The 22,624-nt window shown below is 53.7% G+C and carries 26 protein-coding genes and 1 riboswitch; of the genes, 4 read left to right on the top strand and 22 right to left on the bottom strand.

All coding sequences use genetic code 11. The features are described from left to right. Positions 1 to 3 precede the first annotated feature (3 nt). From V5G20_RS13760 to dacB, 7 genes are all read right to left on the bottom strand, one after another. On the bottom strand, positions 4 to 1,011 hold the full coding sequence (locus V5G20_RS13760) for a biotin-dependent carboxyltransferase family protein (protein ID WP_338460887.1): 1,008 nt from the start codon (positions 1,009 to 1,011) through the stop codon (positions 4 to 6). After that, the gene (gene pxpB, locus V5G20_RS13755; RefSeq protein ID WP_003390479.1) at positions 1,008 to 1,745 is read right to left on the bottom strand and encodes a 5-oxoprolinase subunit PxpB; all 738 of its coding nucleotides are present in this window, start codon (positions 1,743 to 1,745) and stop codon (positions 1,008 to 1,010) included. Before pxpB ends, V5G20_RS13760 begins: the two co-directional genes overlap by 4 nt. Beyond that, positions 1,742 to 2,524 carry an IclR family transcriptional regulator gene (locus V5G20_RS13750; protein ID WP_003390480.1) on the bottom strand — a complete coding sequence of 261 codons (783 nt, stop codon included), beginning with the start codon at positions 2,522 to 2,524 and terminating at the stop codon, positions 1,742 to 1,744. Before V5G20_RS13750 ends, pxpB begins: the two co-directional genes overlap by 4 nt. Positions 2,525 to 2,683: 159 nt before the next feature. Then, the gene (locus V5G20_RS13745) at positions 2,684 to 3,370 is read right to left on the bottom strand and encodes a YheC/YheD family protein (RefSeq protein ID WP_024983624.1); all 687 of its coding nucleotides are present in this window, start codon (positions 3,368 to 3,370) and stop codon (positions 2,684 to 2,686) included. Positions 3,371 to 3,408: 38 nt separating this feature from the next. Then, complete coding sequence (panD, locus tag V5G20_RS13740) at positions 3,409 to 3,801, bottom strand: aspartate 1-decarboxylase (protein ID WP_003390483.1); 393 nt, start codon at positions 3,799 to 3,801, stop codon at positions 3,409 to 3,411. A gap of 58 nt (positions 3,802 to 3,859) precedes the next feature. Further along, positions 3,860 to 4,954: an Ldh family oxidoreductase gene (locus tag V5G20_RS13735; protein WP_338460884.1), complete on the bottom strand. Its 1,095-nt coding sequence runs from the start codon at positions 4,952 to 4,954 to the stop codon at positions 3,860 to 3,862. Between the two features lie 112 nt (positions 4,955 to 5,066). Further along, positions 5,067 to 7,964, bottom strand: coding sequence for a D-alanyl-D-alanine carboxypeptidase/D-alanyl-D-alanine endopeptidase (gene dacB, locus V5G20_RS13730; protein ID WP_338460882.1), 2,898 nt, complete (start codon positions 7,962 to 7,964; stop codon positions 5,067 to 5,069). Between the two features lie 202 nt (positions 7,965 to 8,166). Here dacB and V5G20_RS13725 point away from each other — a divergent pair, with 202 nt between their 5' ends. Both V5G20_RS13725 and V5G20_RS13720 read left to right on the top strand, forming a co-directional pair. Further along, entirely contained in the window at positions 8,167 to 8,721 is a 555-nt protein-coding gene (locus tag V5G20_RS13725; RefSeq protein ID WP_003390487.1) for a hypothetical protein, read from the top strand. Between the two features lie 170 nt (positions 8,722 to 8,891). After that, positions 8,892 to 10,037: a glycosyltransferase family 4 protein gene (locus tag V5G20_RS13720; RefSeq protein ID WP_024983628.1), complete on the top strand. Its 1,146-nt coding sequence runs from the start codon at positions 8,892 to 8,894 to the stop codon at positions 10,035 to 10,037. A 289-nt stretch (positions 10,038 to 10,326) separates the two neighbouring features. On the opposite strand, the gene V5G20_RS13715 is transcribed toward V5G20_RS13720, so the two are convergent. From V5G20_RS13715 to V5G20_RS13675, 9 genes are all read right to left on the bottom strand, one after another. Beyond that, a complete protein-coding gene (locus V5G20_RS13715) occupies positions 10,327 to 11,349 on the bottom strand; it encodes an ABC transporter substrate-binding protein (RefSeq protein WP_031933063.1) in 1,023 nt (340 codons plus the stop codon). An 18-nt stretch (positions 11,350 to 11,367) separates the two neighbouring features. Beyond that, a complete protein-coding gene (locus V5G20_RS13710) occupies positions 11,368 to 12,129 on the bottom strand; it encodes an ABC transporter permease (RefSeq protein WP_024983630.1) in 762 nt (253 codons plus the stop codon). 8 nt (positions 12,130 to 12,137) lie between these two features. Then, entirely contained in the window at positions 12,138 to 12,914 is a 777-nt protein-coding gene (locus V5G20_RS13705) for an ABC transporter ATP-binding protein (protein WP_024983631.1), read from the bottom strand. Next, on the bottom strand, positions 12,899 to 13,579 hold the full coding sequence (gene tenA / locus V5G20_RS13700) for a thiaminase II (protein WP_003390492.1): 681 nt from the start codon (positions 13,577 to 13,579) through the stop codon (positions 12,899 to 12,901). Before tenA ends, V5G20_RS13705 begins: the two co-directional genes overlap by 16 nt. Positions 13,580 to 13,585: 6 nt before the next feature. After that, positions 13,586 to 14,854, bottom strand: coding sequence for an acetylornithine deacetylase (locus tag V5G20_RS13695; protein WP_338460877.1), 1,269 nt, complete (start codon positions 14,852 to 14,854; stop codon positions 13,586 to 13,588). After that, positions 14,855 to 15,625 (bottom strand): thiazole synthase, encoded by a 771-nt coding sequence (locus V5G20_RS13690; protein WP_024983633.1) that lies wholly within the window; start codon positions 15,623 to 15,625, stop codon positions 14,855 to 14,857. A gap of 5 nt (positions 15,626 to 15,630) precedes the next feature. Beyond that, positions 15,631 to 15,834 (bottom strand): sulfur carrier protein ThiS, encoded by a 204-nt coding sequence (gene thiS, locus V5G20_RS13685; RefSeq protein WP_003390495.1) that lies wholly within the window; start codon positions 15,832 to 15,834, stop codon positions 15,631 to 15,633. A gap of 225 nt (positions 15,835 to 16,059) precedes the next feature. After that, positions 16,060 to 16,170: riboswitch (TPP riboswitch) on the bottom strand. Positions 16,171 to 16,205: 35 nt separating this feature from the next. Next, on the bottom strand, positions 16,206 to 16,592 hold the full coding sequence (locus V5G20_RS13680; RefSeq protein ID WP_338460875.1) for a kinase-associated lipoprotein B: 387 nt from the start codon (positions 16,590 to 16,592) through the stop codon (positions 16,206 to 16,208). A 79-nt stretch (positions 16,593 to 16,671) separates the two neighbouring features. After that, complete coding sequence (locus tag V5G20_RS13675; RefSeq protein WP_338460874.1) at positions 16,672 to 17,913, bottom strand: alanyl-tRNA editing protein; 1,242 nt, start codon at positions 17,911 to 17,913, stop codon at positions 16,672 to 16,674. Positions 17,914 to 17,965: 52 nt separating this feature from the next. Here V5G20_RS13675 and V5G20_RS13670 point away from each other — a divergent pair, with 52 nt between their 5' ends. Continuing rightward, the gene (locus V5G20_RS13670; protein ID WP_338460873.1) at positions 17,966 to 18,352 is read left to right on the top strand and encodes a DUF2203 domain-containing protein; all 387 of its coding nucleotides are present in this window, start codon (positions 17,966 to 17,968) and stop codon (positions 18,350 to 18,352) included. 348 nt (positions 18,353 to 18,700) lie between these two features. On the opposite strand, the gene V5G20_RS13660 is transcribed toward V5G20_RS13670, so the two are convergent. Together V5G20_RS13660 and V5G20_RS13655 are read right to left on the bottom strand one after the other, a co-directional pair. Further along, positions 18,701 to 19,984 carry a glycosyl hydrolase family 18 protein gene (locus tag V5G20_RS13660; protein ID WP_024983636.1) on the bottom strand — a complete coding sequence of 428 codons (1,284 nt, stop codon included), beginning with the start codon at positions 19,982 to 19,984 and terminating at the stop codon, positions 18,701 to 18,703. Positions 19,985 to 20,050: 66 nt separating this feature from the next. Next, positions 20,051 to 20,365: a thioredoxin family protein gene (locus V5G20_RS13655; RefSeq protein WP_003390503.1), complete on the bottom strand. Its 315-nt coding sequence runs from the start codon at positions 20,363 to 20,365 to the stop codon at positions 20,051 to 20,053. Positions 20,366 to 20,528: 163 nt separating this feature from the next. Between V5G20_RS13655 and V5G20_RS13650 the strand changes: the two genes are divergently transcribed. Further along, positions 20,529 to 20,957, top strand: coding sequence for a PucR family transcriptional regulator (locus V5G20_RS13650; protein WP_338460872.1), 429 nt, complete (start codon positions 20,529 to 20,531; stop codon positions 20,955 to 20,957). A 14-nt stretch (positions 20,958 to 20,971) separates the two neighbouring features. Here the strand turns inward: V5G20_RS13650 and V5G20_RS13645 are convergent, their stop codons facing one another. From V5G20_RS13645 to V5G20_RS13630, 4 genes are all read right to left on the bottom strand, one after another. Continuing rightward, entirely contained in the window at positions 20,972 to 21,334 is a 363-nt protein-coding gene (locus V5G20_RS13645; protein WP_003390505.1) for a DUF2085 domain-containing protein, read from the bottom strand. After that, positions 21,331 to 21,585 (bottom strand): hypothetical protein, encoded by a 255-nt coding sequence (locus V5G20_RS13640; RefSeq protein WP_003390507.1) that lies wholly within the window; start codon positions 21,583 to 21,585, stop codon positions 21,331 to 21,333. The genes V5G20_RS13645 and V5G20_RS13640 overlap by 4 nt, the downstream gene beginning before the upstream one ends. A gap of 168 nt (positions 21,586 to 21,753) precedes the next feature. Continuing rightward, on the bottom strand, positions 21,754 to 22,266 hold the full coding sequence (locus V5G20_RS13635; RefSeq protein ID WP_039070320.1) for an ACT domain-containing protein: 513 nt from the start codon (positions 22,264 to 22,266) through the stop codon (positions 21,754 to 21,756). 27 nt (positions 22,267 to 22,293) lie between these two features. Then, positions 22,294 to 22,620: a hypothetical protein gene (locus V5G20_RS13630; protein ID WP_003390509.1), complete on the bottom strand. Its 327-nt coding sequence runs from the start codon at positions 22,618 to 22,620 to the stop codon at positions 22,294 to 22,296. Between the last annotated feature and the right edge of the window lie 4 nt (positions 22,621 to 22,624).

The raw sequence follows: 22,624 nt of genomic DNA, 5'->3' as shown, positions 1-22,624 counted from the left end.
CTCCTACTCATATTTCAGTTGCATGCCCAGCCGCGCCTGGCGGATTAGCTGTTCCCGCTCAATCAAAAGCCGCTCGGCCTCCTGATGGCCAACCTCCCGGAAACGGATCGCATCCCCGGGCTTTGTTTGAACGATCAACGGCAGATCGACACTGATAATCTGGGCAATCTTGGGGTAGCCCCCGGTCGTTTGCCTGTCTGCCAACAGAACGATCGGATTGCCTTCAGCCGGAACCTGCACAGTACCGAACGTAACTGCTTCGGAAACGAGCTCTCTGCTCTTGTCAATCCGCTCCAGAAGGGGACCATCCAGGCGATAGCCCATGCGATCCGATTGGGGACTTACGCGATAAGCTTGCTGGAAAAACGCTTCCCGGCTCTCCCTGGTAAACCAGTCAAATTGATTCCCTTTCACGACGCGGACGATAGGCTGCTCGTGGTAGCGGGGCATGAGTTCCGAGGCAATCCCCCAATCCGGCGCATAAAAGGAAGCCACCCGGGCTTGTTTTCGCAAAAAATCGTACAGCTTCTTGGCTTGCGGTCCGGGCTTATCTGCTTTCAGTTCGTCTCCCTTTTGCAATGCCCGCCCTTCATAACCGCCTATTCCTGCTCTGACATACGTAGACCGGCTGTTCATTACGAGCGGGATTTGAAAGCCTCCTGCTATCGCTACATATGTTCTGGCCCCGTGCTGGCTGACGCCAAACTGTATGACCGTCCCAGCCTTGACCCATACAGGCTTCCATCGCGGCAGCGGTTGGCCGTCAGCAATCGCTTTCATGTCTGCTCCGCAAATCGCGAGCAGCGTATCTTCTGTCACTTCCCACGTATCGCCCTTCATCGTCATCTCCAAGGTGGCCTCTGACCCTTCATTGCCAACCAGCAAATTTGCCATCCTGTGTGCAAACCTGTCCATTACGCCCCCGACGATCACGCCATGCTTCTGAAAGCCGACTCTCCCTCCATCCTGCACCGTGGTAAGCAGTCCGGGACGAATCACTCTGAGACTCATGCCTCCCCCTCCTTATACGCTTCGTACTCTTCTGCCGTGATCGGAACAAAGCGCACGCGATCTCCTGCCTTCAAATAACTCGGGGGATTGTGCTCCGGACGGAACAAGCTTATCGGTGTCCGCCCGATTATCTGCCAGCCTCCCGGCGTTTCCAGCGAGTAAACTCCCGTTTGTTCGCCTGCGATGCCGACCGAGCCTTTCGGGATTTTTAGCCGCGGGCTCGTCTTGCGCGGGGTAGCGATTTTTTCCGACAACCCGCCGATATAAGGGAAGCCCGGAGCAAACCCGATCATGAATACATGATAGTCTCCCTCCGAATGAATCCGGATCACTTCTTCCTCGCTCATCTGGTGATAAGCGGCTACCTCGGAAAGATCGGGACCCATTTCACCTCCGTAGAGAACAGGTATCTCCACGGTATTTCCGGCGGCAGGCGGCTGATCCGATAATTGCTTCAAGGCGGCTTCGAGGAACAAACGCAGCTTTTCATACGGTGAAATGATCGGTTCGTTCGCGGAGAAATCCGTTTTTCGCTGTTCGTAAAGCGATACCGGATCGTAAAAGATTGTCACGGTCGTAAAAGCAGGGATGTATTCGACCATTCCCGGAACAGGATGCTGGTCCAGCCATGCGGCAAATTGTCTCACCTTTTCGTGAGTTGTCCGGTCAATCACTGTGCCAAAGCGAATGATGAGGGCTTGATCTCCCATCGGTTCCATTTGAATGTCTTTCATTGCATGGCTCCCCTCCCGCACCTTCTGTCATTCCAGCCCAGCTTCCTTGATATGGCTTGTGCGGCTTCGATTACTTTTTGGGCCAACAGCTGTATCTGTCCTTCCTTGTACCGGCTGGTCGGCCCGACAATACTGATCCCTGCGATCACACTGCCGCTATGGTCGTAAATCGGTGCGGCTACCGCTGACGTATCGTTGTACAGTTCGGAGTGGCTGACAGTATAACCGTTTTGCCTTGACTCAGACAGCACACGGCGAAGCACGTCGATGTCGGTAATCGTACAATCCGCGACCGGCTGCAGCTTTACACGCGACAAGTATTTTTCCTGCTCTTCGTCGGGCAAAAAAGCGAGCAGAACTCGGGGACAGGCCCCTGCGTACAGCGGAGCCCGCCGTCCGATCGCTGTGTATACCCGGATCGGCTCTTTGGTGTCTACCTTTTCCACATAAGTTGCTTCTTCGCCGTCCCGGATAATCAGGTTGACGGCTTCGCCAATTTCTTCGTTTAACCGTACCATGACAGGCAGGGCTTCCCGGCGGATATCCATCCGTTCTGAAACAGCTTGTCCGTATTGCAGAAACCCAAGTCCCAATTCATACGCTCCCACATCCGTCCGCTTCAGCAGGCCTCCCTCTTCCAGAGACATCAGCATCCGGTATACAGAGGTTTTGGGCTGTCCGGACAGATGGACTGCCTCCTGCAGCGTCAACTGTGGGTGATCAAGAAACAATTGAAGCAGCTCTAGTGCTTTCAGAACCGTTTTATTGGTTTCGGACAAAGCGATCTCTCCGTTCCGAATATCGGAATTGCATTCCGTTTTTGTATGTACTCCTCATTATAACCAAGACCTCTTTAAAATGACAATCTTGAATGTTCTGTTTATTTCTTAAATAAAGAGGCCGACCACTTGTCCGTGGCAGTGACAAGTGGTCGGCTTCTACCTGCTGAACTTGACGATTCGTCGATAGGCCCGGAGGTCTGGAAGCTTTCGGAACAGCGACAGCGACGGTCGAAAGTTCGCTTCGATGATCCACGGTTTCCCAGTTGTATCAATCCCCAAGTCGAGCCCAACTTTCCTGAGAGTGGGGTATTTTTTTCCCAAGCATTCGCCAGTCATCTGGGCCACGTATTTGATCTCCTCTAACAAATCCGGGGACACATCGACATTTGATTGGGCGAGAGCGACCGTCAGCGGCAAAACTTTGCCTCTGCTTCGGGCGATGTTTGTGACGATAAATCCCGGGCCTGCCAGCTTGGCGAGAAACCCGGTCACGACCCAGGGCCTTCCTTTGGTTCGTTGGATCATCACCCTTATATCAAAGGGACGTCCGTTGATCCTCCCCAGGCGAAGATACGGCTGGATCAAGTATGGCTTCGGCCTGAACAAGGAACGTACATACTTGACCGTTGCCTCCTCCCCTTTGACAACCCTGCGCCCGTTTCCGGCATGAACCTGGTAACGAGAATCGCCCAGAGATGTAACCTTGATTATCCCAGCTCCACCGCCGCCACCTGAAGGCTTTAATATGACAGATCGATATTTTTCCAAATGCCTCCAAAGGGCCTCCGGTTCAAACAGGACCGTATCTGGGAGGAATTCCCACAGACGCTCATCCTGTCTCATCACCAGGTGTTTGCTCCATTTTCCAACATTCGGCGCTTTTATGTGGCATTCTCTCCATTCGTAATAAGATGATGTTCCTCGATCCTGGTAATGCGATTTTCCGAATCGACAAACACGACACGAGGAATTAGCTGGCTGGCTTCTTCTTCCGTATACATGCCCATGCTCAGTATGATGACAATGTCCCCCGGCTGAAATAAATGGGCAGGCGGACCGTTCAGGCATATTTTCCCGGAGCCTTCAGGTGCAGGGAGTGCGTAGGTTTTCCAGCGGGTAGCGTTGCGTAGGCTCGTGATTTGCACGATCTCGTAAGGCAGGATGTTTGCTTCCTTCATGAGCAAGCTGTCAATCGTAATGCTCCCGACATAATCAAGCTCTGCCTGTGTAACGGTTGCCCTATGAATCTTTCCTTTGCACATATGTCTTTGCATCCGGCATCTCCTTTCCAAACACCACTGACACCAGTCTATGAGGGACCTTTTGTCCTTGTTATTGGATGCGTGCGTCTTCCAGCTCGACACCCCATGTACTGCCAAGCGCCGCAAGCTCACAAACGACTGTGTCGGGGAGCGGAACTCCGCTGACCTGCCTTTCTTTTGCCGTTCGCCACTCCCATTCGCCGGGAATCAGAATCTCCTCTCTTCCTTCCGCCTTGGGCTCCGCTTTGATCTGCTGAATATACTGATCCATCCTTTGTTGAAAGAGGGGCAGCGGCATGAAGCTCTCAATTTGAAGGGCCCAAAAAAAATGCCCTACATTTTGCGGATGCTCATCGTTATCGTACAAGCTGTGCACACCCGGACCATATCCCGCCCCCGCCAAAAGGCCGCATAAAATATCAACGAACATGGCGATGCCATAACCCTTGGCGCCACCGATGGGAAGAAGCGCTCCGCGCAAGGCCTCTGCCGGGTCTGTCGTATCCCGTCCACGTTCATCGATCGCCCAGCCCTTGGGAATGGCTTCGCCCTTTTTCCGCGCCAGAGCAATTTTCCCGCGAGCAGCTACCGTTGTCGCCATATCGAGCAGGAATGGAGGGGCTGAACCCGCCGGAATGCCTGCTGCAATCGGATTGGAGCCAAAAAAAGGGCGAATTCCTCCAGTCGGAGCCATCGTATGTGGAGCGTTGGACATGACGAAGAGAATCATCCCTTTTTGAATCGCTTGTTCAGCATAGTAAGAACAGGCTCCAAAGTGGTTGGAACACCTGACCCCGACGATGGCCGTTCCATTCTTCCCGGCTATTTCGATAGCTGTCTGCAAAGCGGCCTCTCCGACAACCGCTCCCAAATGGTTCATTCCGTCGACGACAGCCGTGGCCCCCGCTTTTCTCAAAATGACGGGAGCCTTGCTGACATCGATCAATCCGGCTGAAATCCGTTCCACATAAACAGGCATGCGCGCAAGTCCGTGAGAGTGGACACCGCGCAGGTCGGCGTGGACGAGCGAACGGGCGACAGTCTCCGCATCCCGCGTGGAAACTCCCGCCCGAACAAAAATCGCTGTTGCAAACTGCTCTAACCGTTTCCAATCGTATCGATTCGGACACACCACTCCCACGCCCTCTCTTTGCTTCGGTTTCATTCTGGCCCTGCCCAGTCTGAATATAGATATGACAACCGAATGCAGCCCGGCACGGCATAGGCCTATTTGCGAAACAGCAAAAAACCAGCCCATGAACGGGCTGGTTTGGAGCTTATTTGTCCTCATAGGAGGCAAGTGCTGACACGATCCGATCCTGGATCGCCGTCATATACTCGCTCTTGGGTGCGTATCCGTTTATCACGATGGAGAAGACGAGCTTTTGTCCGTCCTTCGTTTGGACATAGCCGGACAGACTGCTCACTCCAGTCAGTGTTCCCGTTTTTGCACGGGCATTGTTTTCGGCGGCCGTTCCCTTCATGCGATTTTTCAGCGTACCATCTACGCCGGCTATCGGGAGAGAGTCGAGGTATTCCTGATAGGCAGCATGCTTCGTCATCCCCTCCAGAACATCTGCGATATGGCGGGCGGAGATCAGATTGTAGCGTGTCAAACCGGAGCCGTCAACCATGTCAAAGTTCGTTTCAACCCCCAATGTCGAAAGAGTCTCCTGTACGACCTCCACGCCTGCTGACGAGCTTCCTTCCCCCCGTTTCACCGCTCCCAGTGTCTTCAACAGCATTTCCGCATAAAAGTTGTCGCTCTTCTTGTTCAGATAGGAAACGATCTCCGATAACGGCTCGGAAGTGAACTCGGTCCATTTGACTGCCTGTTGGGGCACTGTTCCGACGCTGACCGTGCTGTTCCCCGAGAAGGAGATTCCCGCGTTTTCGAGTGTCTCTCGAAGCACAGTCCCTGCATACAATGCCGGATCTTCAACAGGAACGCGCTCGTAATCGGGAGCCGTCCCCAAAGGAAGATTGCCCGTCACCCGGATCGTGTTGGTCCCGCGGTCCCTTTCGATGGCAAAGGTGTTTTCCTGACCGGAGTTCACCGTTTTTGCCTCGTTTATCACATTTACATACTTCGTTTTGGGCAGCAGGTTGATTGGTACCGGGTCACCCGCGCGAACGGCTGGCTGGAATTCGATCATGACTGTTCCGCGGTTCAATGCCAACGCACCCAACAGCGGATTGTAGTAGTAGCTTTCATCGTCCCACGACCAGCCAAGGCCAAGGCGCTCTTGATCAAAGTAGCTCTCGTCGAGAATGAGATTGCCGTTGATCCGTTTGATTCCCTGTTCCTTCAGCCAGGCAGCGATTTCCTCCATCGATACGCCCTCTTGCACCTTCAGATTGTCTTCTGTATGAAGAGTCGGATCGCCGTAGCCCTTGAGGTAGAGATCGCCTTGGTACACCCCGTTTTTCGGAAGCGGAGTGGATCCGTACATTTCTGTTTTGAACTGATAGTCTTTGCCAAGCTGTGCCAGTGCTGTCGCTGTCGTCAGCAGCTTGAGATTGGAAGCCGGGGTCAACAGCGTGTCTGCCTCGTGCTCATACCAGATCGCTTCCCCCTGCTCCTGATCCAAAGCCTTGACGACAATCCCTGCAGTAATCCCGGATGCATCCGCTTCCTCGGCGATCGGGTCAAGCAATGCGGAAAGCTTGTAGGCGTCAGGCACTGCCGGTTTGTACCCGTCAGGAGCCTTGATGTCCGGATAGGAGGCCAGCAGTACCGCTACCTTGTCCTGCAAATCCCGCGCATATTTGGATTTGTAAATCCCGTTGATCAAGATGGAGAAAGCGAGCTTGTTTCCATTTTTCGCAGTGGCGTATCCGGACAAGCTGTTCACGCCGCCCATGGAGCCCGTTTTCGCGATGACCATCTTTTCTGCCGGTGTGCCTTTCAAGCGATTTTTCAAGGTTCCGTCGACACCTGCTATTGGCAGTGACTTCTCCAGTGCATCCCTGTATTCCTGATCCTGCACAAACGTAAGCAATTTCACCATTTGATTTGCCGTGATCCAGTTAAAACGGGAAAGTCCGGAGCCGTCCTTTTGCACATACCCGGCCTCGACACCGGCTCGTTTCAATACGTCCGCGACCACCTCGCTGCCCGCTTCCGCCGATCCCTCCCCCTTTTCTGTTGCTCCAAGTGTCTTGAGGAGCATTTCGGCATAAAAATTGTCGCTGTCCTTGTTTAGCTCCACCAAAATCTCGGAGAAAGGCTTGGACAGATGCGTATACAAAGGAGTGCCAGTGGAAAGCGTCGTTTTCTCCACGCTTGCCTGCGGGTGAAGCTTGATGCCGCTCGCGGTCAAACGCTGCTTCCAAATGTCCGCAACGTACAGGGCAGGGTCCTCCATCGTGACATCCTCTTGATAAGGAGCTGCCTCTACACCAATCGTTCCGCTGAAGATGATCGTGTTTTTGCCGCGCGGACGCTGGACGGAAATATCACTGTCCTTGCCGGCAACCGTCTGCAATTGATTTACGACCTGCACATACTCGGTGGCTGGCTCCATGGTGAGGACCGGCGTGTCTCCCGCTTTTTTCCCTGGCTCCACCGTGATCGTCAGCATGTTTTTATGTACTGCCAAGGCGCTTAGCTGGGCGCTGTACCCATACACCTCATCATCCCACATCCAGCCGTAGCCAAGCCGAGTCGGGTCAAAATAGCTTTCATCCACCAGCAATTTTCCGTTTACCTGCTTGATCCCTTTTTCTTTCAGGGCAGCCGCGATGGCTTGCAGATCTGCGACAGTGAGACTGGGATCACCGAAGCCCTTCAGGATCAAATCTCCGTTTAAAACCCCGCCGCCACTTACCTTACCTGTGGCGTACACCTCTGTTTTCCACTGATAATCCGGTCCCAGCTTGTCTAAACCGGCAATAGTGGTAAACAGCTTCATGTTGGAGGCAGGCACATACGTTCTGTCCGCGTTATGCCCGTACAAGGCTTTTTCATCTGTCAAATCATATACCGCTATTCCCGCGTGCAAGCCGATGCTGTTGGGGTCTTTGTCCAGCTCGGATATCGCCTGCTCGATATTTGCTGCAAGCGCTTCCGAGGTACTTGTCGTGTCCTGAGCCAGGGCGGGAACCGCTGCCAACTGAAAGACGAGCAGCATGAGCATAATCCAGCAGCCAGTGCGTTTGAGCAGTCGTTTCATAATACCCTCCTTGTCCTATTCTGTTGCCATGGTGCCGATTCTAGAAGCAGTCCCCATTATCTTATCACTTTGCATCCATTTTCGGAATATTACCACAATAATATGTATGAAAGAAGCCCCGTTTTTTCTTTTTCTCCAGAATAAGGGCTGGCTTGTCGATCATACTAAAAAGGATTTTTACATAATTTAGGAGGTTTCTTCTATGTGGAAAAAAGGAACCCTGCTCCTGCTGGTCTTCATCTTCATTGCCATGCCTGTGTCGGCAACCCCGGAAATTGCCGACTTGCAGGTAGATCAAACCCGGATGAAAGACTGGAAGGAATTGATCCTGCACTGTGATCTGATCGTGGTTGGACTGACAGATGCCCGCCACCAAAAGTACCCGACAGCGAAGCGCATTTCCGCTGGTCAATTGGTGAATTATGTGCAAGACGTCCAGATTGAACGCACGCTCCACGGTTCCGCATCTCGTCGGGTGAAGCTCCTCAGTACCGGCGTCGAGCCTCTCCCTGATGCCTCTGATCCCGCAAACCTTCAATACCCTGGTCCGCTTGGAGAGGGACAGTACCTTTTGTTTCTGAAAAAAGTGAACCGGACTGACATGTACAGCATTGTGGGGCTGTGGCAGGGAGTCTATCCGCTTTACGATGGCAAGACCGTCAGTTTGCGCGGGCAAGGGTTTCCGGAACTGAATCAGTTATCGATCCGCGATGTAGCGGATAAAATCAGAAGTGTCCGCAGATCATCCGGCAGATGAATTTCCGCCCATTGTTGCTGTAATTATGGACTTGGGGATAGGACACCACCAGACCTCCTCTTGCCAAATAGGCTGTCTCCCCTTCAAAAACGGGTGATATGTCCGTGAGTTGTTCCGTGTGCTCCGAATAGGATATACGGCTGTTATTGATATATCCGAATCGGGGAGGTATGCAGGGCTTGCGCATATTGGTGATCTTGCCAGAGCAGCTGCCTGTACCGCCAATCAAAGGCGGCTCTGTTGAAACCTGCACGTACAACATTTTCAAGCGGATGGCACGTACCGATCAGGTGGTCATGATCAGCCGTGCCCATCCGAGGCTGCCCTCTGTCAGCCGCTACCAGAACGGTCGGCTTACCATTATTCGCATTCCCCACGGGGACAGGCGGCGCTATATACATTCTGCCTTGAAAAAGGTAGCCGGCCAATCGTTTGACATTATCCAAATCGAAAATCGTCCTCGTTTCGTTTCACATGTCCGCCGCCAGTTTCCACGAACTGCAATCATCCTGTCGCTTCATTCACTCACATTCATGTCCAGCCTCTCCCGCAGCCAAGCGGACCGGATTCTTCGCCAAGTAAACGGTGTGACTTCGGTTGTCTCCTTTGTCACAAGGACCATGCAGCACCGTTATCCTCGCCATGCCCGCAAATTTCGAACAGCCATACTGGGGGTGGACACCTCCAAATTTCGCCCATGGTCGGCCTCTGCCAAAATGGAGCTGCGCAGCCGCTGGGAACTTGCCGATACCTACAACATCCTCTTTGTCGGCCGCATTGTCCGTGGAAAAGGATTGCATACGCTTGTCCGTGCCGTTTCCCTCCTGAAAGAACGGATTCCTCACGCCAAGCTCGTCGCTGTAGGGGCTTCCTGGCCGGGAGTCAGCAGCCAAACACCCTATATGCGCCAGGTTCGGCAATTGTCAGAGCTCCTTGGGGTTCCGATCCGTTTTACCGGTTACATTCCACCCTCGCGCATCCATGAAATGTTTCAGCTTGGCGATGTTTTTGTCTGCCCTACGCTGTTCCGGGAGGGCTTCGCCACGGTCAACTCGGAAGCGATGGCCTCCGGTATACCCGTAGTAGCGTCCAACCGCGGGGGAATTCGGGAAGTAATCAGGGACGGGCATAGCGGTCTTTTGGTGGATCGCTTCCAAAGTCCCGAGGCATTTGCAACCGCGATTGATCTCCTGTACAGCGACCCGGAATTGCGTAAGCGGATCGTTCTCAACGCGCGACGGAGAGTCTCGACCTCTTTTAGCTGGCACCAAACCGTGCAGAAGCTAAAGAAGCATTACCGTCTCGTCCGCCGGTAGCATAAGAGCGGAAAGCAAAAAGCCACTGCGCATGATGCGTTCAGTGGCTTTATTTTCAACAGCGGGGGAAGGGAGCGATCCGCTATTATTTGGTTACAACCAGATACATATAAATCGCTACCGACAGCGTACAAACGAGAACACTGCCAACAAAGACCCAGATGACCAGCTTATTATTCCGATCTTCACGATTGCTCATAAGTCGTCTCCTTAGCCTGAATTCCCTTTCTATTATAAAACCCCTTGTATAAAAACAAAACTCTCCCGAGGAGAGTTTTGGCATTTGTCATTATTTATTCAGATTGATCATGACTTCTTCCGGTTTGACATCTTTTGTGATCAGTTTTTCCTGTTTCATCCAATCGATCAGTGTCTGCCAGGATTCAGCCGTCTGTGTGCCAAACGGTTCACTGCCTGCATCCATCAAAGGCAGCAGGATGTCCAGACTTTTCGTTTCCACATCCTCCTCCAACGGGAACTCCTGTGCTTGCTTGGCCAACAGAGATTTCAACGCCTTCTCCTTGTTTTCCTTTACGTACGCCTGGCCTTTGGCGGCTGCACGGAGGAATGCCGCCAGCGCATCCTTCTTCTTGGCTGCCGTTTCATCGCTGGCAGCCAAGACCAGCTCATAATAATCAGGCACTCCAAAGTCACTCGGCTTGATCACGTTAACGGGAACGCCGTGCTTTTCCAAGAGGACTTGCTCGTGATTGATGTAGCCGCCGACTACAGCATCCACCTTTTTCGCGGTCAATGCGGGTATGATGTCAAATCCGATGTCGGTAAAGGACAGGCCGGAGTCGTCTGCCCCCGCTTGCTTCACCACTGTACGGACGATCGACTCGTCCAGCGGAACGGAAGGATAGCCGATATTTTTCCCGACAAGCTTTTCCGGTGAATCCAGACCGCTGTCTTTTCGCGTCATGATCACGTTCAGCGGGTGACGGACCAGCGCAGCAATGGAGACGACCTTTATGTCTTCCGAGCGGGCTTGCACAACCTGGGGCTGATAGCTGATTGCCATATCGACCTTCCCGGCAGCAGCCATCCGCAGTGGATCATTGGTATCGGAAGGCATTTGCAGATTGACCTTCAGATTTTCTTCCTTGAAATAGCCTTGTTCTTCTGCAGCGTAGAGAAACGAGTGTACAGCGTTGGGGTACCAGTCGAGCGCAATGGTCAACTCTGTCGGCTCAGTGCCCGCAGCCGATTTAGCAGCATCTGGCTTCTCCTGATTTTCGCTCTGTGCGCCACACGCTGCCAGACTCGCAGCCAGAGAAAGCGTCAAAAGCGTTTTCGTCCATTTGTTCATGATTCTCTCCTACCTATCCTATCGTTTTTTATCTTTTCTGTTTCGCGTCTGAGGGGAAGCCCACAGCTCCAGCCTTCCTGCCAGCCAGAAGAGCAGCATACCAAGTATGGATAACAAAAGAACGGAAGCAAACAAGGCTGGCGCCTGGAAGTTTCCCGAAGCCCGCCGGCCGAAATAGCCGAGACCTTCGCTCGCCCCAAGCCATTCACCGATGGTGGCACCCGACACGCTGTAGGTAGCCGCCACCTTTAAGCCGCTAAAGAAATGGGGCAGACTGGCCGGGAGCTGAAGCTTGCTGAACAACTGCCATTTGTTCGCTCCCATCGTACGCAGCAAATTCATCATTTCCCGGTCGCAGGCCTTCAGACCATCGTACGTGCTAACGACGATGGGAAAGAAGGTAAACAGGATCGTCACCGCGATTTTTCCCGTCAAATCATAGCCAAACCACAAAATGAAAACGGGTGACAGCGCGATGATGGGTATCGTTTGCGAAATGACAATGTAGGGATACACCAGACGCTCGACTGTTTTGCTGAGCGTCATGACCAGTGCAAGCGAGACCCCGAACAGGATGGAGATGAAAAGTCCCAGTCCGACTTCCCTGAGCGTCGCCCACAGATGCTGTCCTAGCAGCTGTTCCCGCAAATCCCACAGAGAGAGGAGAACCGTGCTCGGCGGCGGCAAAATGAAGGCTGGAACGGCAAGCAGTCGGCAAGCAGCCTCCCAGGCGATGAGAAGCGAGATGACGGAGACGAAAAACCATAGCCCCTTTTTCAAAGACTCCTTCACGCTTCGCTCACCTCCCCATTCGCGGCACCATGGCCTCGCAGCAGCTCCCAGATTTCTCCCCGCAGAGCGTGAAATTCCGGATCATTGCGACTGGCCAACGTTCGCGGACGGGGAACAGAAACCTGCAGCTCTACCGGCTGCCGGATCGGACTGCCCAGGAGAACGACTACCCGGTCCGCCAGCAAAATCGCCTCATCGATATCATGGGTAATAAGGAGCATCGTGCTCCCGGTCTGCTGCCACATCGAGAGCAGCCATTCCTGCATTTCCATCCGCGTAATCCCATCCAGTGCGCTAAACGGCTCGTCCAGGAGCAGCAGGTCCGCTCCGGTCATCAGGGCTCTCAGGAAAGAAACGCGCTGACGCATCCCGCCAGAGAGCTCATCTGGATGGGCGTCCTTCCATTCGGCCAGGCCAAAGCGGGGAAGCTCTTCCGCAATACGCTCGCGTATTTCACTTTTGGAAAAACCTTGTATTTCGAGCGGCAAACCGGCATTTTCAGCTACAGTCCGCCACGGCATCAGCAAATCTCGCTGCGGCATGTAGCCTACACGCCCGAGACGTTCTGCCGTTGATTTTCCATCCAGACGGATCGTCCCTGTGTCTGGCTGCAGCAGTCCCGCCGCCAATTGAAACAAGGTGCTTTTCCCAATCCCGCTCGGCCCGATCAGACTGACCAGCTCGCCCTTGCTTAGCTGCAGATCGAATCCGTCCAGTATCGGCTTTTCCCCATACGAAAAGCCGACGCCCGAAAAGGCTAGTTTTTCTCGCACGGCCACATTTCCTCCGTGTAAGCCATTTCCCAGAACAAATACTCCATGCGGGACGTGTTCAGGAAATGCTCCTCCAGAATCGCCAGCTCTTTCTCTGATTTTCCTTCAGCGAGCTCATCCATCAGGTCGATCAGCCACTGCGCCAGCTGTCCAAACTCGTCGGAGCTGTACGTACGCACCCACTCCCCGTACCATTCATGCTCAAGCGCTCCCTCTACCTCGGCGAGCCGCTTGCCGATTTCCCAGTAGCTCCAGGCGCACGGCAGTACCGCGCTGACCAGCTCGGCTAGCGAGCCCTGATGAGCTACCTTCAGCATATAGCTCGTGTAGGCAAGCATCACAAACGACGGTTTGGTCTGCTCCAGCTCCTCGCGCGTGATGCCAAAGCGTTCGGCATACTGACGATGCAAGGCCATTTCGAAATTGAGCGTCGCTTCCTGCAGCGAAGCAAACCGCGCGCTCGTCGCCAGATCATGGGCTTTTGTACTGGCGATGGCAAACATTTTGGCGTATTCGATCAAATAGACGTAGTCCTGCTTCATGTAAAAACGGAAGGACTCCACAGGCAGACTTCCATCTCCCAAGCCTGTGACAAACGGGTGACGATGGGTCCGCTCCCAGATCGGAGCAACCTTTTCCCGCAAACGATGCGTAAATGTCGACAAGTCCACTCACTCCCTTTTCGTGTTGCACCAGTCCACGAGGAACCGGGCAACTGTTTGTGCAAAGACAACCAACTGCTTCGGATCAACGGATTCATTCACAGCATGAGCATGACTCAGCTCACCCGGGCCAAAGATGACGGCTGGTATGCCGGCGTGGGCAAACCATCCTGCATCCGTGACCGAAGGAGACATGTTTACCACCGCCGGGCGTCCCGTTTGCTTTTCAAATGCAGCCTGCAGCTTGAGCAGGGCCGGATGCTCCTTGTCCAGCTCCAATGACGGAAAGATCTCTCCCCGCTCCTCGATCATGGAGCGGCCTCCCCAGCGAAAAACGGGCGGATGATCCCGCAGCCACGGATCAGCGGCGGCGGCTCTGCGGACATGGTCCTCTACTTCCCGTATGATATCCTCATGCGTCTCGTCCGGATAAAAGTGAACGGTAATCCAGAGTGCGCAGCGATCCGCGAGAAAAGCGGCATGGCGTCCGCCTTCGATGACGGCAGGATTGATCGTGCTCATGCCTGGCGGAAAACCGGGGTATGATTTCATCACGGCCCAGTGCCGCTCCAAATCTTGAAGCGAGGCGATCACCTTCATCATTTTCTCAATCGCAGATGCCCCGTGGACTTTACCGCCTGCGTGAATGATCCTGCTGCGCATCCCGTCATGGAGCGTAACCGGGCTTTCAATCGTAATCCAGCCAGTGATCACTCCGCCCTGGCCTTGCATCTGCAGATCGCTTGTGTCTACGACAAGCGCGTAATCGGCCGAGTAGCCGCGCTCAATCGCAGCAAGCGTGCCGGCTTCCCCAGCTTCTTCACCGATCACAGACTGAAAAGCGAGATCGCCTTTCAACTCTATGCCGTACTCATGCAGCACCTGCACCGCGAACAAGCTGGCAGCGAGCGCCCCTTTCATATCGGCGACGCCGCGCCCGTACCATCTGCCGTCCCACCCTTTGGTCAAGGCAAAAGGCGGATACGTCCAGCCGCTGTCGTCTCCGACCTCAGCTACGTCGATATGGCCGTTGATGATCAAGCTTTTGTAGTTTCTAAAGTCCGTTCCCTTCTTTACCCCCACGACGTTGTCATCGCCTGGAAAAACGGTCCAGCGGTCGACCTCGAAGCCGAGCGCTTGCAGCTTCTCTGCCACCAGCGTCTGCGCCTTGTCGCTGTTGCGGGCGGGAGGGCTTACCGTCGGCTGGGCGATCAGCTCGGAGAGAAGCGAAAACAGCTCCTCTCTACGCTCCTCAATCGCTGCTAGTACGTGCTCCACCTACTCGATCATCCCTTCAGTCGGACTGCTCGCCGATGCATACCGTTTTTTCGCGATCCGTCCGGCAAGGAAGCCTTTCCTTCCCGCTTCCACGCCCAGCTTCATCGCCTCCGCCATCAACACCGGATTGTCCGCCAGCGCGACCGCTGTATTGAGCAGGACACCGTCCGCTCCCAGCTCCATCGCCTTCGCACAGTCGGCGGGAGAACCGATGCCGGCGTCAACAATGACCGGTACTTTGGCATCCTCGATGATGAACCGCAGGTTATTCTCGTTGATAATGCCCTGACCCGATCCGATCGGAGAAGCTCCCGGCATGACAGCGTGAACGCCGGCCTCCTGCAGATGTTTGGCCAAAATCGGGTCGTCATTCGTATAGGTAAGCACGATAAAGCCTTCCTCTACCAAAATGCGGGAGGCTTCCAGCGTACCGATCGGATCTGGCAGCAGCGTTTTCGGATCGCCGATGACTTCCACCTTGATCATGTCGCACAAGCCGGATGCTTTCGCCAGGCGGGCAATTCGCACAGCCTCCTCAGCCGTATAGGCACCCGCCGTATTCGGAAGCAGCGTAAACTTTTTCAGATCCAATTTCTCCAGAAAATTCGGTTCATGCGGGTTTTCCAGATTTAGGCGGCGAATGGCAAAAGTCAGAATTTCTGCCTCTGATGCTGCCACCGCTTTGTCTTGTATGTCCAGATCAGGGAATTTTCCCGTCCCCAGAAGCAGCCGCGAACGAAATTCATACGGTCCGATTTTCAAAGTGTCCATCTTATTCATCCTCCACCGACAAAATGTACAATTTCAATCCGGTCCCCATCTGCGACCGGTGTCTCTTCATAACGGGTGCGATCCACAATCTCTCCGTTACGCTCCACGATCACGATCTTCTCCTGCAGTTGGTAGGACTGCAGCAGTTCACGGACAGTCGTGATTTCGGCAGCGAGCTCTACATTCTTGCCATTCAACTGTACCAGCATGTTCCCCCTCCTTCTTCGGCGCAGCATGTTCTGGCCGGTCCCAGAAAAAAAACGGCTTCATTTCGCCTGTGTCATGGAGAGAACAGACGGAAGAAGCCGTTTGAATACGGTGCATCAGGGGCAGACAGTAAAAAAACCATCCGCCTCGGATGGTTGTGGTTGTGCTTATCTGCATATGCCTAAATGTCGTTCCAAACCATTTGGAAACAGCATCGGCGTTCACGCTGATGAGCTGATACCTCTTCCTCCGCTGGCATGACCCAGGTCAGGTTCAACGGTCAGTAACGCATTCGTTACAATCTCAGCCGATTTTGCTCGACCCCCGTTTGGTATTGCGCGTGGATATTCAATTCGATTATTACAGTATCACTCTATTTCGGGTTTGTAAAGCTTTCCTTGTACAGAATCTCCAGTTCGACCAGGCAGCGCTCCGCCCATTTTGACGTTTTGCGCAGCTTTTCCATTTCCCTCTCCAAAGCGGCTTTGAGCGATTCCTTGTAGTCGGGCAAAGTGCCGTTGAACCGGATCACGCTCGCAGCCGGAACCATGATTTTTTCCAGGTAGGAGAGAGCCGGTCTTTGGTGAAACAAGGGAACGTCCACCTCAAGCGGATTGTGCAAATCGCCCTGCGTCGGGTATTTCGTAACAGCCATAATTTTGACCAGCAATTTATCGCCGTGATTTTCTACAACCTCTGTCAGATATTCTCCCGTCTTGTACCCGACCCGGACCAGATCTCCCGGAATCCATGCATTCATCTGACTCTCCTCCTTCGTTTCCCTAAGGGCGGTCGCAGCCTGATTGGACAGACTGACTGCGACTGCCACGGGTCATGTTTTACACCTCAAGCAAACCGCGCGCATGATCCAGCACGGCGTCCGCAGCCACCGTCGGAGCCCCTCCGCCCTGGGCCATCGCCGGGTTGCCGCCGCCCTTTCCATCGATCAACGGCAGCGTCTCCTTCAGCAGCTGGTTCATCGGAGCCGCCACCTGTCCACCCCGGGCAAAAACGAGCTGCAGCTTGTCCGTTGTTGTCGCCAAAAGCGCGATGACATGCTCATCCTGCGAGGTGAGCGTACGGGCAAGCTGCTGCAATTCCTGCATGCTTCTGCCCGTGAAAGAGGCCTGGACGACACGGGCGTTCCCCAGCTCGGCTGCTTCTTTCAAATACCTGGCTGCTTCATATGTCAACAGCTCTGTTTCTTTTTGCTGAAGCAAATCCTTCAAGGCCTCTTTTTCAGCCAGCAGACGCTGCAGCATATCGGCGATTTCCGCTTCGCTCGTCGTCATCATCCGGGTGAGGTCCTGCAGCAAGTGCTGCTTGCGCGTGTAGTCCGCGAGTGCCCGCCAGCCGCACAGAAATTGAATGCGTATATTGCCTCTGTGGCGTTCCCAACCGATGATTTTGATCGGACCGACTTCTCCCGTAGTTTTCGGGTGTGTCCCACCGCATGGATTGTAGTCGTAATCCGGGATGATGACGACCCGGATATTCTCGGATACCGTAGGCTGCTTGGTGAGCGGCAGCTGTTCCAGCTCTTCGGCCGTAACAAAACGAGCGTCGATCGGACGATTTTCCAGTACCACCTGGTTTGCCTGACGCTCCGCTTTTTCAATCAGCTCTGGCGTAAGCTCGCTCAGCGCAACATCAATCGTCACGTGATCGCGTCCGAGGTGGAAGGCTACTGTCTGGGCATCTGCGAGCTTGATGAACGTCGCGGACAGGATATGCTGTCCCGTATGCTGCTGCATATGGTCAAAACGCCGATCCCAATCGATCCTGCCCGTTACCCGCTGCGTATGTTCCGGAAGCGGCGCTTCGAGGCGATGCCTGATCTCCCCGTCGACTTCCTCTACGTCCGTGACGGCAACCCCTTCAATGGTTCCCGTATCACAAGGCTGTCCTCCGCCTGTCGGATAAAACGCCGTCTGGTTCAACACTACGTATGCTGTTCCGTCCGCTTCCACGCCGCGTTTGATCACATCTGCCTCAAACGTCTGCAAATCAACATCTTGATAGTACAACCTGTCGTTCATAGGTACCCCTTTCCAATCACCTGCAATAAACAGCCGATCCATCCATTTCCTCCCTGACTGGTTCCCTGTATAATGGGTCCTGGAGGTGTTACACTTGGCTAAAAAATTGTTCACGGTCGAACAGGCGAATCAACTGCTGCCATATGTACGCGAAGAGCTCTCCTTTTTGCAAGAAACGAAGCGCCTCTTTTATCAAACCTACCAAGAACTGCAGCAGGCCAAAAAGCGGCAGCCTCCCGATGAGCAAGAAGTCTTTACGCTGGAATGCCGCCTGGAGTTTATGGAGCTGGAGGCGCAGATGCATATCAACCAGCTCATAGAGAAAGGCATAGAGGTAAAGGACATCGACATCGGGCTGTTCGATTTCCCCGCTGTCATCGACGGAAAAGAAGTTCTCCTCTGCTGGAAGCAGGGAGAGCCAAGCATTGCGTATTATCACGGCATCACAGAAGGGTTTGCCGGTCGCAAACCAATCGAATAGGCTGCTTGCGATTCCCTTTTTTTGCTATTCCCTTACCAGCTTTGCCATTTTTTCCTCACGTTGAATACGCTCTTCGGGCGTCGCCAAATCGTATTTCTTTAAAAGGTGAAACAGCTCGTTCAAGGTTTCCTGAGAAAGCGTCTCCGTCAAAAGCCCGTTCAGCTACGCGGCCAGTGCCGGCGGCAAAAAAGGCGTTTGCTCGGCCAGCTTGTTGCGGACGTCTTCTGTACTATGATCCAGTCTGCACTCTCCCATGATCTCCCTCCTCGTTCTTTTTGATTCATCATACCATGTTTGGCGAGCAGAAAAAAAGCGTACAGGCTTACCGGACTGTACGCTTTCCTATGGTTATCGACGCTTTCTGACGCGGAAGTTCTCCTCGATCAGCAGCCAGTTTTGCGGGAAAGGCAGTCCCAGTCTCCAATAGCTGACGCCTCGCAGACCGAGCTCCTTGACCAGGTTGAACTTGGCCTGAATCGAACGGGCATCTTCAAACCAGACGCGATGACGCCTTCCTTGGTCATCTGTGTACTCAAAAAACGGCGCCTGCGCTCTGCTGTCGTATTGGATCGGCACCTGCTCCCGCTGGGCGAGCGCGACAGCAGCTTGCGGACTCAGGGCACGAGCAGTCGTTCCGGGCTCATAAGGCAATGTCCAGTCGTACCCGTAAAGATTTTGCCCCATCATAATTTTGCTGGCAGGCATCTCTGTGATCGCGTATTCGAGCACTCGCCGGACTGGGCCGATCGGCGATACAGCCATCGGAGGACCGCCGCTGTATCCCCATTCATACGTCATGATAACCACGAAGTCAGCAATTTCCCCGATCGCCCGGTAGTCGTGAGCCGCATACCATTTGCCTTGCTGTTCGGCGCTTGTCTTGGGCGCTACCGCGACTGACATCATCAGGCCGTTTCTTCTTGCCCGCTCACGGGCACGGCGGAGAAAACGCGCATATGCTTCTCTGTCGGCTGCGGGCAACGCCTCCATGTCAAAATGGATATCGCCAAACCCGAGGTCAGTGGCAGTTGTGATAATGTTGTCCAACAGGCGATTTTGGACGTTCATATCGTTTAACACCAGGCTTCCCAGCTCGGAGCTGAACTGACCTCTCTCCAGGTTGGTAATCACCATCATGAGGACGACCTCATTTTCCTGGGCGATCTGACGCAAATCACCCAGAGGGGGCGGTGTCAAAGTGCCGTCCCGATTTATCCTGAAGCTGAAGGGCGCCAGATACGTCAAATGGGGGGCAGCTGTCCGTATATCCGCCTCCAGGGCCGGAGTCACCGTTCTTCTCGGCTCTGCATAGGCGTTAAAATCGGCCGCACGCCGAGGCCGCGGAGGGATGTACAAGCGGAGCCCCACTTCTATCGGGCGGTACAGGGAAATCCGGTTTATACGCGCCAGTTGGGCTGCACTGATTCCAAAACGCTGCCCGATCGTATACAGTGTATCCCCCGGCCGTACCCAGTAGTAACTGCCCACAATGGGGATGACCAGCGCCTGTCCGACGACCAGCCGATCCGGCTCGGGTATTTGATTGGCACTGGCAATGGCTTGCGCAGTCGAATCATACCTCTCCGCGATCGCATTCAAGGTTTGTCCCCGCTCTACTACATGGATCTGCATGCTTCTCCTCCTTCACGTTTTGTCTCTCTCTTTCATGTATTCAACGTGAAGGAAATAGGTGTATGTCTAGAAGAACCTTTTCAGGGTCCGATATAAAAAATCGACAGATTGAAAGGCGAAATGCTTCTCAACAATACGTCCGTGGCGAAAAATGAGGAGCCCCGGGACACTGGCAATCTCCCACTTTTGCGCAAACTGGGGCCCGGTATTTATGTTAAAGCGATAGATCAGCAATCCGGGAATCGTCTGCTCGACAATTTCAAGCATTTTCTCCCCCAGCTTGCACGTTCCGCAAAAAGGGGTGTAGATGAAAACCACTGCCGGATTGCCCTTGCCGGGGTCTTCCAAATCCGCGATGTCGTTTACTGTCAGCTCTTGCACATGCTCTTCCCCGTTTCTTCTTCATTCGGTAGTACTATCCTAGAATTTGGGCGAGAGCGATGTCAAGTGCTGAGAATGGAATCCAGGGGACCGAACGGCTCAAAACTTCCCTTGAATCCGGAAAATGATTTCGGCAAAAAGCGTGGCGAACAGAAATGTTCCTGTGTACACCACGAGGGAGATGACGACGATTCGCCAGCTCAGCCGCATCTATCCGCCGCTTAGCTTCGGGGAAGCCAAAAAAGCGGTCCGGTATTTGCAGAACCGGAACCGCCATGGAGTCGTTCGCTATGGGGATTTGGGCGTAAACCAGCTGCTGATTCACCAGTCGCCGGAGGACCAGGAAGCTTTTGTCCGCAGTGTCTTTCAACCATTGTGGGAGAAAAAGGAAAAATATAGTGATCTTGAGAAAACCTTGCTCGTCTATGTCCATTGCCACCAGTCCGCCCATCTCACGGCCAAGCAGCTCCATATCCATATCAATACGCTGTATCAGCGGCTGAGAAAAATTGAAGAGCTGCTTGCCATTGATCTCAAGCAGCCCGAAGATAAACTAAAGATTCAGCTTGCCTGTCATCTGCGGTCGGAGTAGAAGCTTCCCACCAGTTAGGACAGCCTCAGCAGCAGCCACTCCAGCAAGATGCGCGAGACTCCTGCCACAAATACGGACTGGCCCATTCCACTGAGTAATCCGGTGACCACTCGCAGAACATTGTTGCTCTCCCGCCACTTCCAATACTGTGTACAGCCGTCGATCAGCATTGGCACCTGCAGCAGGACGCCTGCGAACCAAGGAATTGTCAAAGGAAGGAGCAATAACAGCGGCAATGCTGAATACCCAGTCAATATGGCGCTGCAGCGGGCACATAGCGGAAGCCGCTTCCCTCTGACAACCAGCGACCGGGAAGGCATCCGATGGCATGGAATAAAGGACAGGGATCTGATCCTGGCGAACAACCCTTCCTTCATGGCGTCCCCGCTCCGCAGCCGCAGTCCGGCAAACAGTCACAATCCGGTATGGAGCCCGCCCCGCAGTCGACAAAGCCGCAATCCCAGGACGAACACTTTTTGCGTTTGGCCGGATAGGCCACCAGCAGAAAAACGATCAGTCCAATCCCGGCAACGATGAAAACGACTCCCCACGCGACAACATGATTTACGAGCAGCCCGACACCCGTAATCAGGCAGATTAAGGCGGCCATTACTCCTATAAAAAACAACCCGACCCCTCCTTGCTGCACCCATTTTATCACAAAGGAGGGAAAACCACCCACATCTCCAGACGGTTCTTTTATCGGTCATTGGCGGTCGTTGGCAGTCGTAACTTCCGCGGCGCTATTTTAAGAAAAACAAAGGCCCTGCCATACCACGACAGGGCCAACATTCACTTATTTCAGCGAAAACACTTTTGCGATCTGCGGCAGTGTTTCGATCGCCGCTGCTACTTCCGAGGAGATCTCTTCATCGGTTATGGAAACGAGCAGAGCATTTTTCCCCTTTTGTTCCCGTGAGACGTTCAGCTTCGAGATGTTGATTTGATTATCGGCCAAAATCCGCGAAACGTCGTAGATGACTCCCGGGTAGTCGATATGGTACACCAGCAGGCCGTGGGAGCCGGGAGGTATCCGGCAGGGACAATAATTGATCTCGCTGATGTACACCTCTCGCCAATCCTGGGCAATCGTATACTTATTGGCGCCCATTCGGATAATCGCCAGGTGATTTGCGTATTCCCCAGAGCTTGTCTGGACAGCAGCCGAGCCTCCCAATCCTTCTGTGAGGGCCCCCCCGATCTCGTCCCTGTTTTCGTGGGACAAAATGGAGATAGACGCATTCTCCGTCTCTGCTTCCAGTCTGCGTATCAGGCGGGCTAATTCAAGCAAGTCTTCTCTGTTCGACATGGTCCTTATCACGTCCTACTCTCATCATTACTCAGGAAAAATCCACTCTTCTTTCTCTTTTATTATAGAGGATTGATTGTCGGAGCGGTACCATGCCGTTTGGGTCTTTCCCTCTATTTCAAAATCAATTTTGTAAATGGTATTCCCCTTGCCGCTCTCCGTAAAAGGACTTTCATCCTTGGGAACGACCGTAATGTGCTGCACCTTTCCGCCTTTTGCCTCGATGACATCATTGATGACAGCGACATGCTCCTTGCCCAGGGAGTACATGCCGAAATAGGCGAGCAAGGCCAGCAAAACTGCTCCTCCCAAAAAAATCAAGATCATGACTTTTGATTTCTTTGTCGCTTCCACGTCC

Source organism: Brevibacillus borstelensis (assembly GCF_036700025.1).
In the GTDB taxonomy this organism is placed as follows: Bacteria; Bacillota; Bacilli; order Brevibacillales; family Brevibacillaceae; genus Brevibacillus; species Brevibacillus borstelensis.
Note: the sequence above shows the minus strand (reverse complement) of the source record. Positions and strands in the feature narration are given on the sequence as shown.

Bases quoted from the DNA above. Each gene is read 5' to 3' on its own strand.
- V5G20_RS13760 (WP_338460887.1), bottom strand. From the start codon at position 1,011: ATGAGTCTCAGAGTGATTCGTCCCGGACTGCTTACCACGGTGCAGGAT.
- V5G20_RS13675 (WP_338460874.1), bottom strand. From the start codon at position 17,913: ATGGATCGGCTGTTTATTGCAGGTGATTGGAAAGGGGTACCTATGAAC.
- V5G20_RS13690 (WP_024983633.1), bottom strand. From the start codon at position 15,625: ATGGACACTTTGAAAATCGGACCGTATGAATTTCGTTCGCGGCTGCTT.
- V5G20_RS13735 (WP_338460884.1), bottom strand. From the start codon at position 4,954: ATGAAACCGAAGCAAAGAGAGGGCGTGGGAGTGGTGTGTCCGAATCGA.
- V5G20_RS13745 (WP_024983624.1), bottom strand. From the start codon at position 3,370: ATGAGACAGGATGAGCGTCTGTGGGAATTCCTCCCAGATACGGTCCTG.
- dacB (WP_338460882.1), bottom strand. From the start codon at position 7,964: ATGAAACGACTGCTCAAACGCACTGGCTGCTGGATTATGCTCATGCTG.
- V5G20_RS13660 (WP_024983636.1), bottom strand. From the start codon at position 19,984: ATGCAGATCCATGTAGTAGAGCGGGGACAAACCTTGAATGCGATCGCG.
- pxpB (WP_003390479.1), bottom strand. From the start codon at position 1,745: ATGAAAGACATTCAAATGGAACCGATGGGAGATCAAGCCCTCATCATT.
- V5G20_RS13645 (WP_003390505.1), bottom strand. From the start codon at position 21,334: ATGAAGGAAGGGTTGTTCGCCAGGATCAGATCCCTGTCCTTTATTCCA.
- panD (WP_003390483.1), bottom strand. From the start codon at position 3,801: ATGCAAAGACATATGTGCAAAGGAAAGATTCATAGGGCAACCGTTACA.
- V5G20_RS13720 (WP_024983628.1), top strand. From the start codon at position 8,892: ATGCAGGGCTTGCGCATATTGGTGATCTTGCCAGAGCAGCTGCCTGTA.
- V5G20_RS13725 (WP_003390487.1), top strand. From the start codon at position 8,167: ATGTGGAAAAAAGGAACCCTGCTCCTGCTGGTCTTCATCTTCATTGCC.
- thiS (WP_003390495.1), bottom strand. From the start codon at position 15,834: ATGCTGGTACAGTTGAATGGCAAGAATGTAGAGCTCGCTGCCGAAATC.
- V5G20_RS13680 (WP_338460875.1), bottom strand. From the start codon at position 16,592: ATGAATGCATGGATTCCGGGAGATCTGGTCCGGGTCGGGTACAAGACG.
- V5G20_RS13715 (WP_031933063.1), bottom strand. From the start codon at position 11,349: ATGAACAAATGGACGAAAACGCTTTTGACGCTTTCTCTGGCTGCGAGT.
- V5G20_RS13635 (WP_039070320.1), bottom strand. From the start codon at position 22,266: ATGTCGAACAGAGAAGACTTGCTTGAATTAGCCCGCCTGATACGCAGA.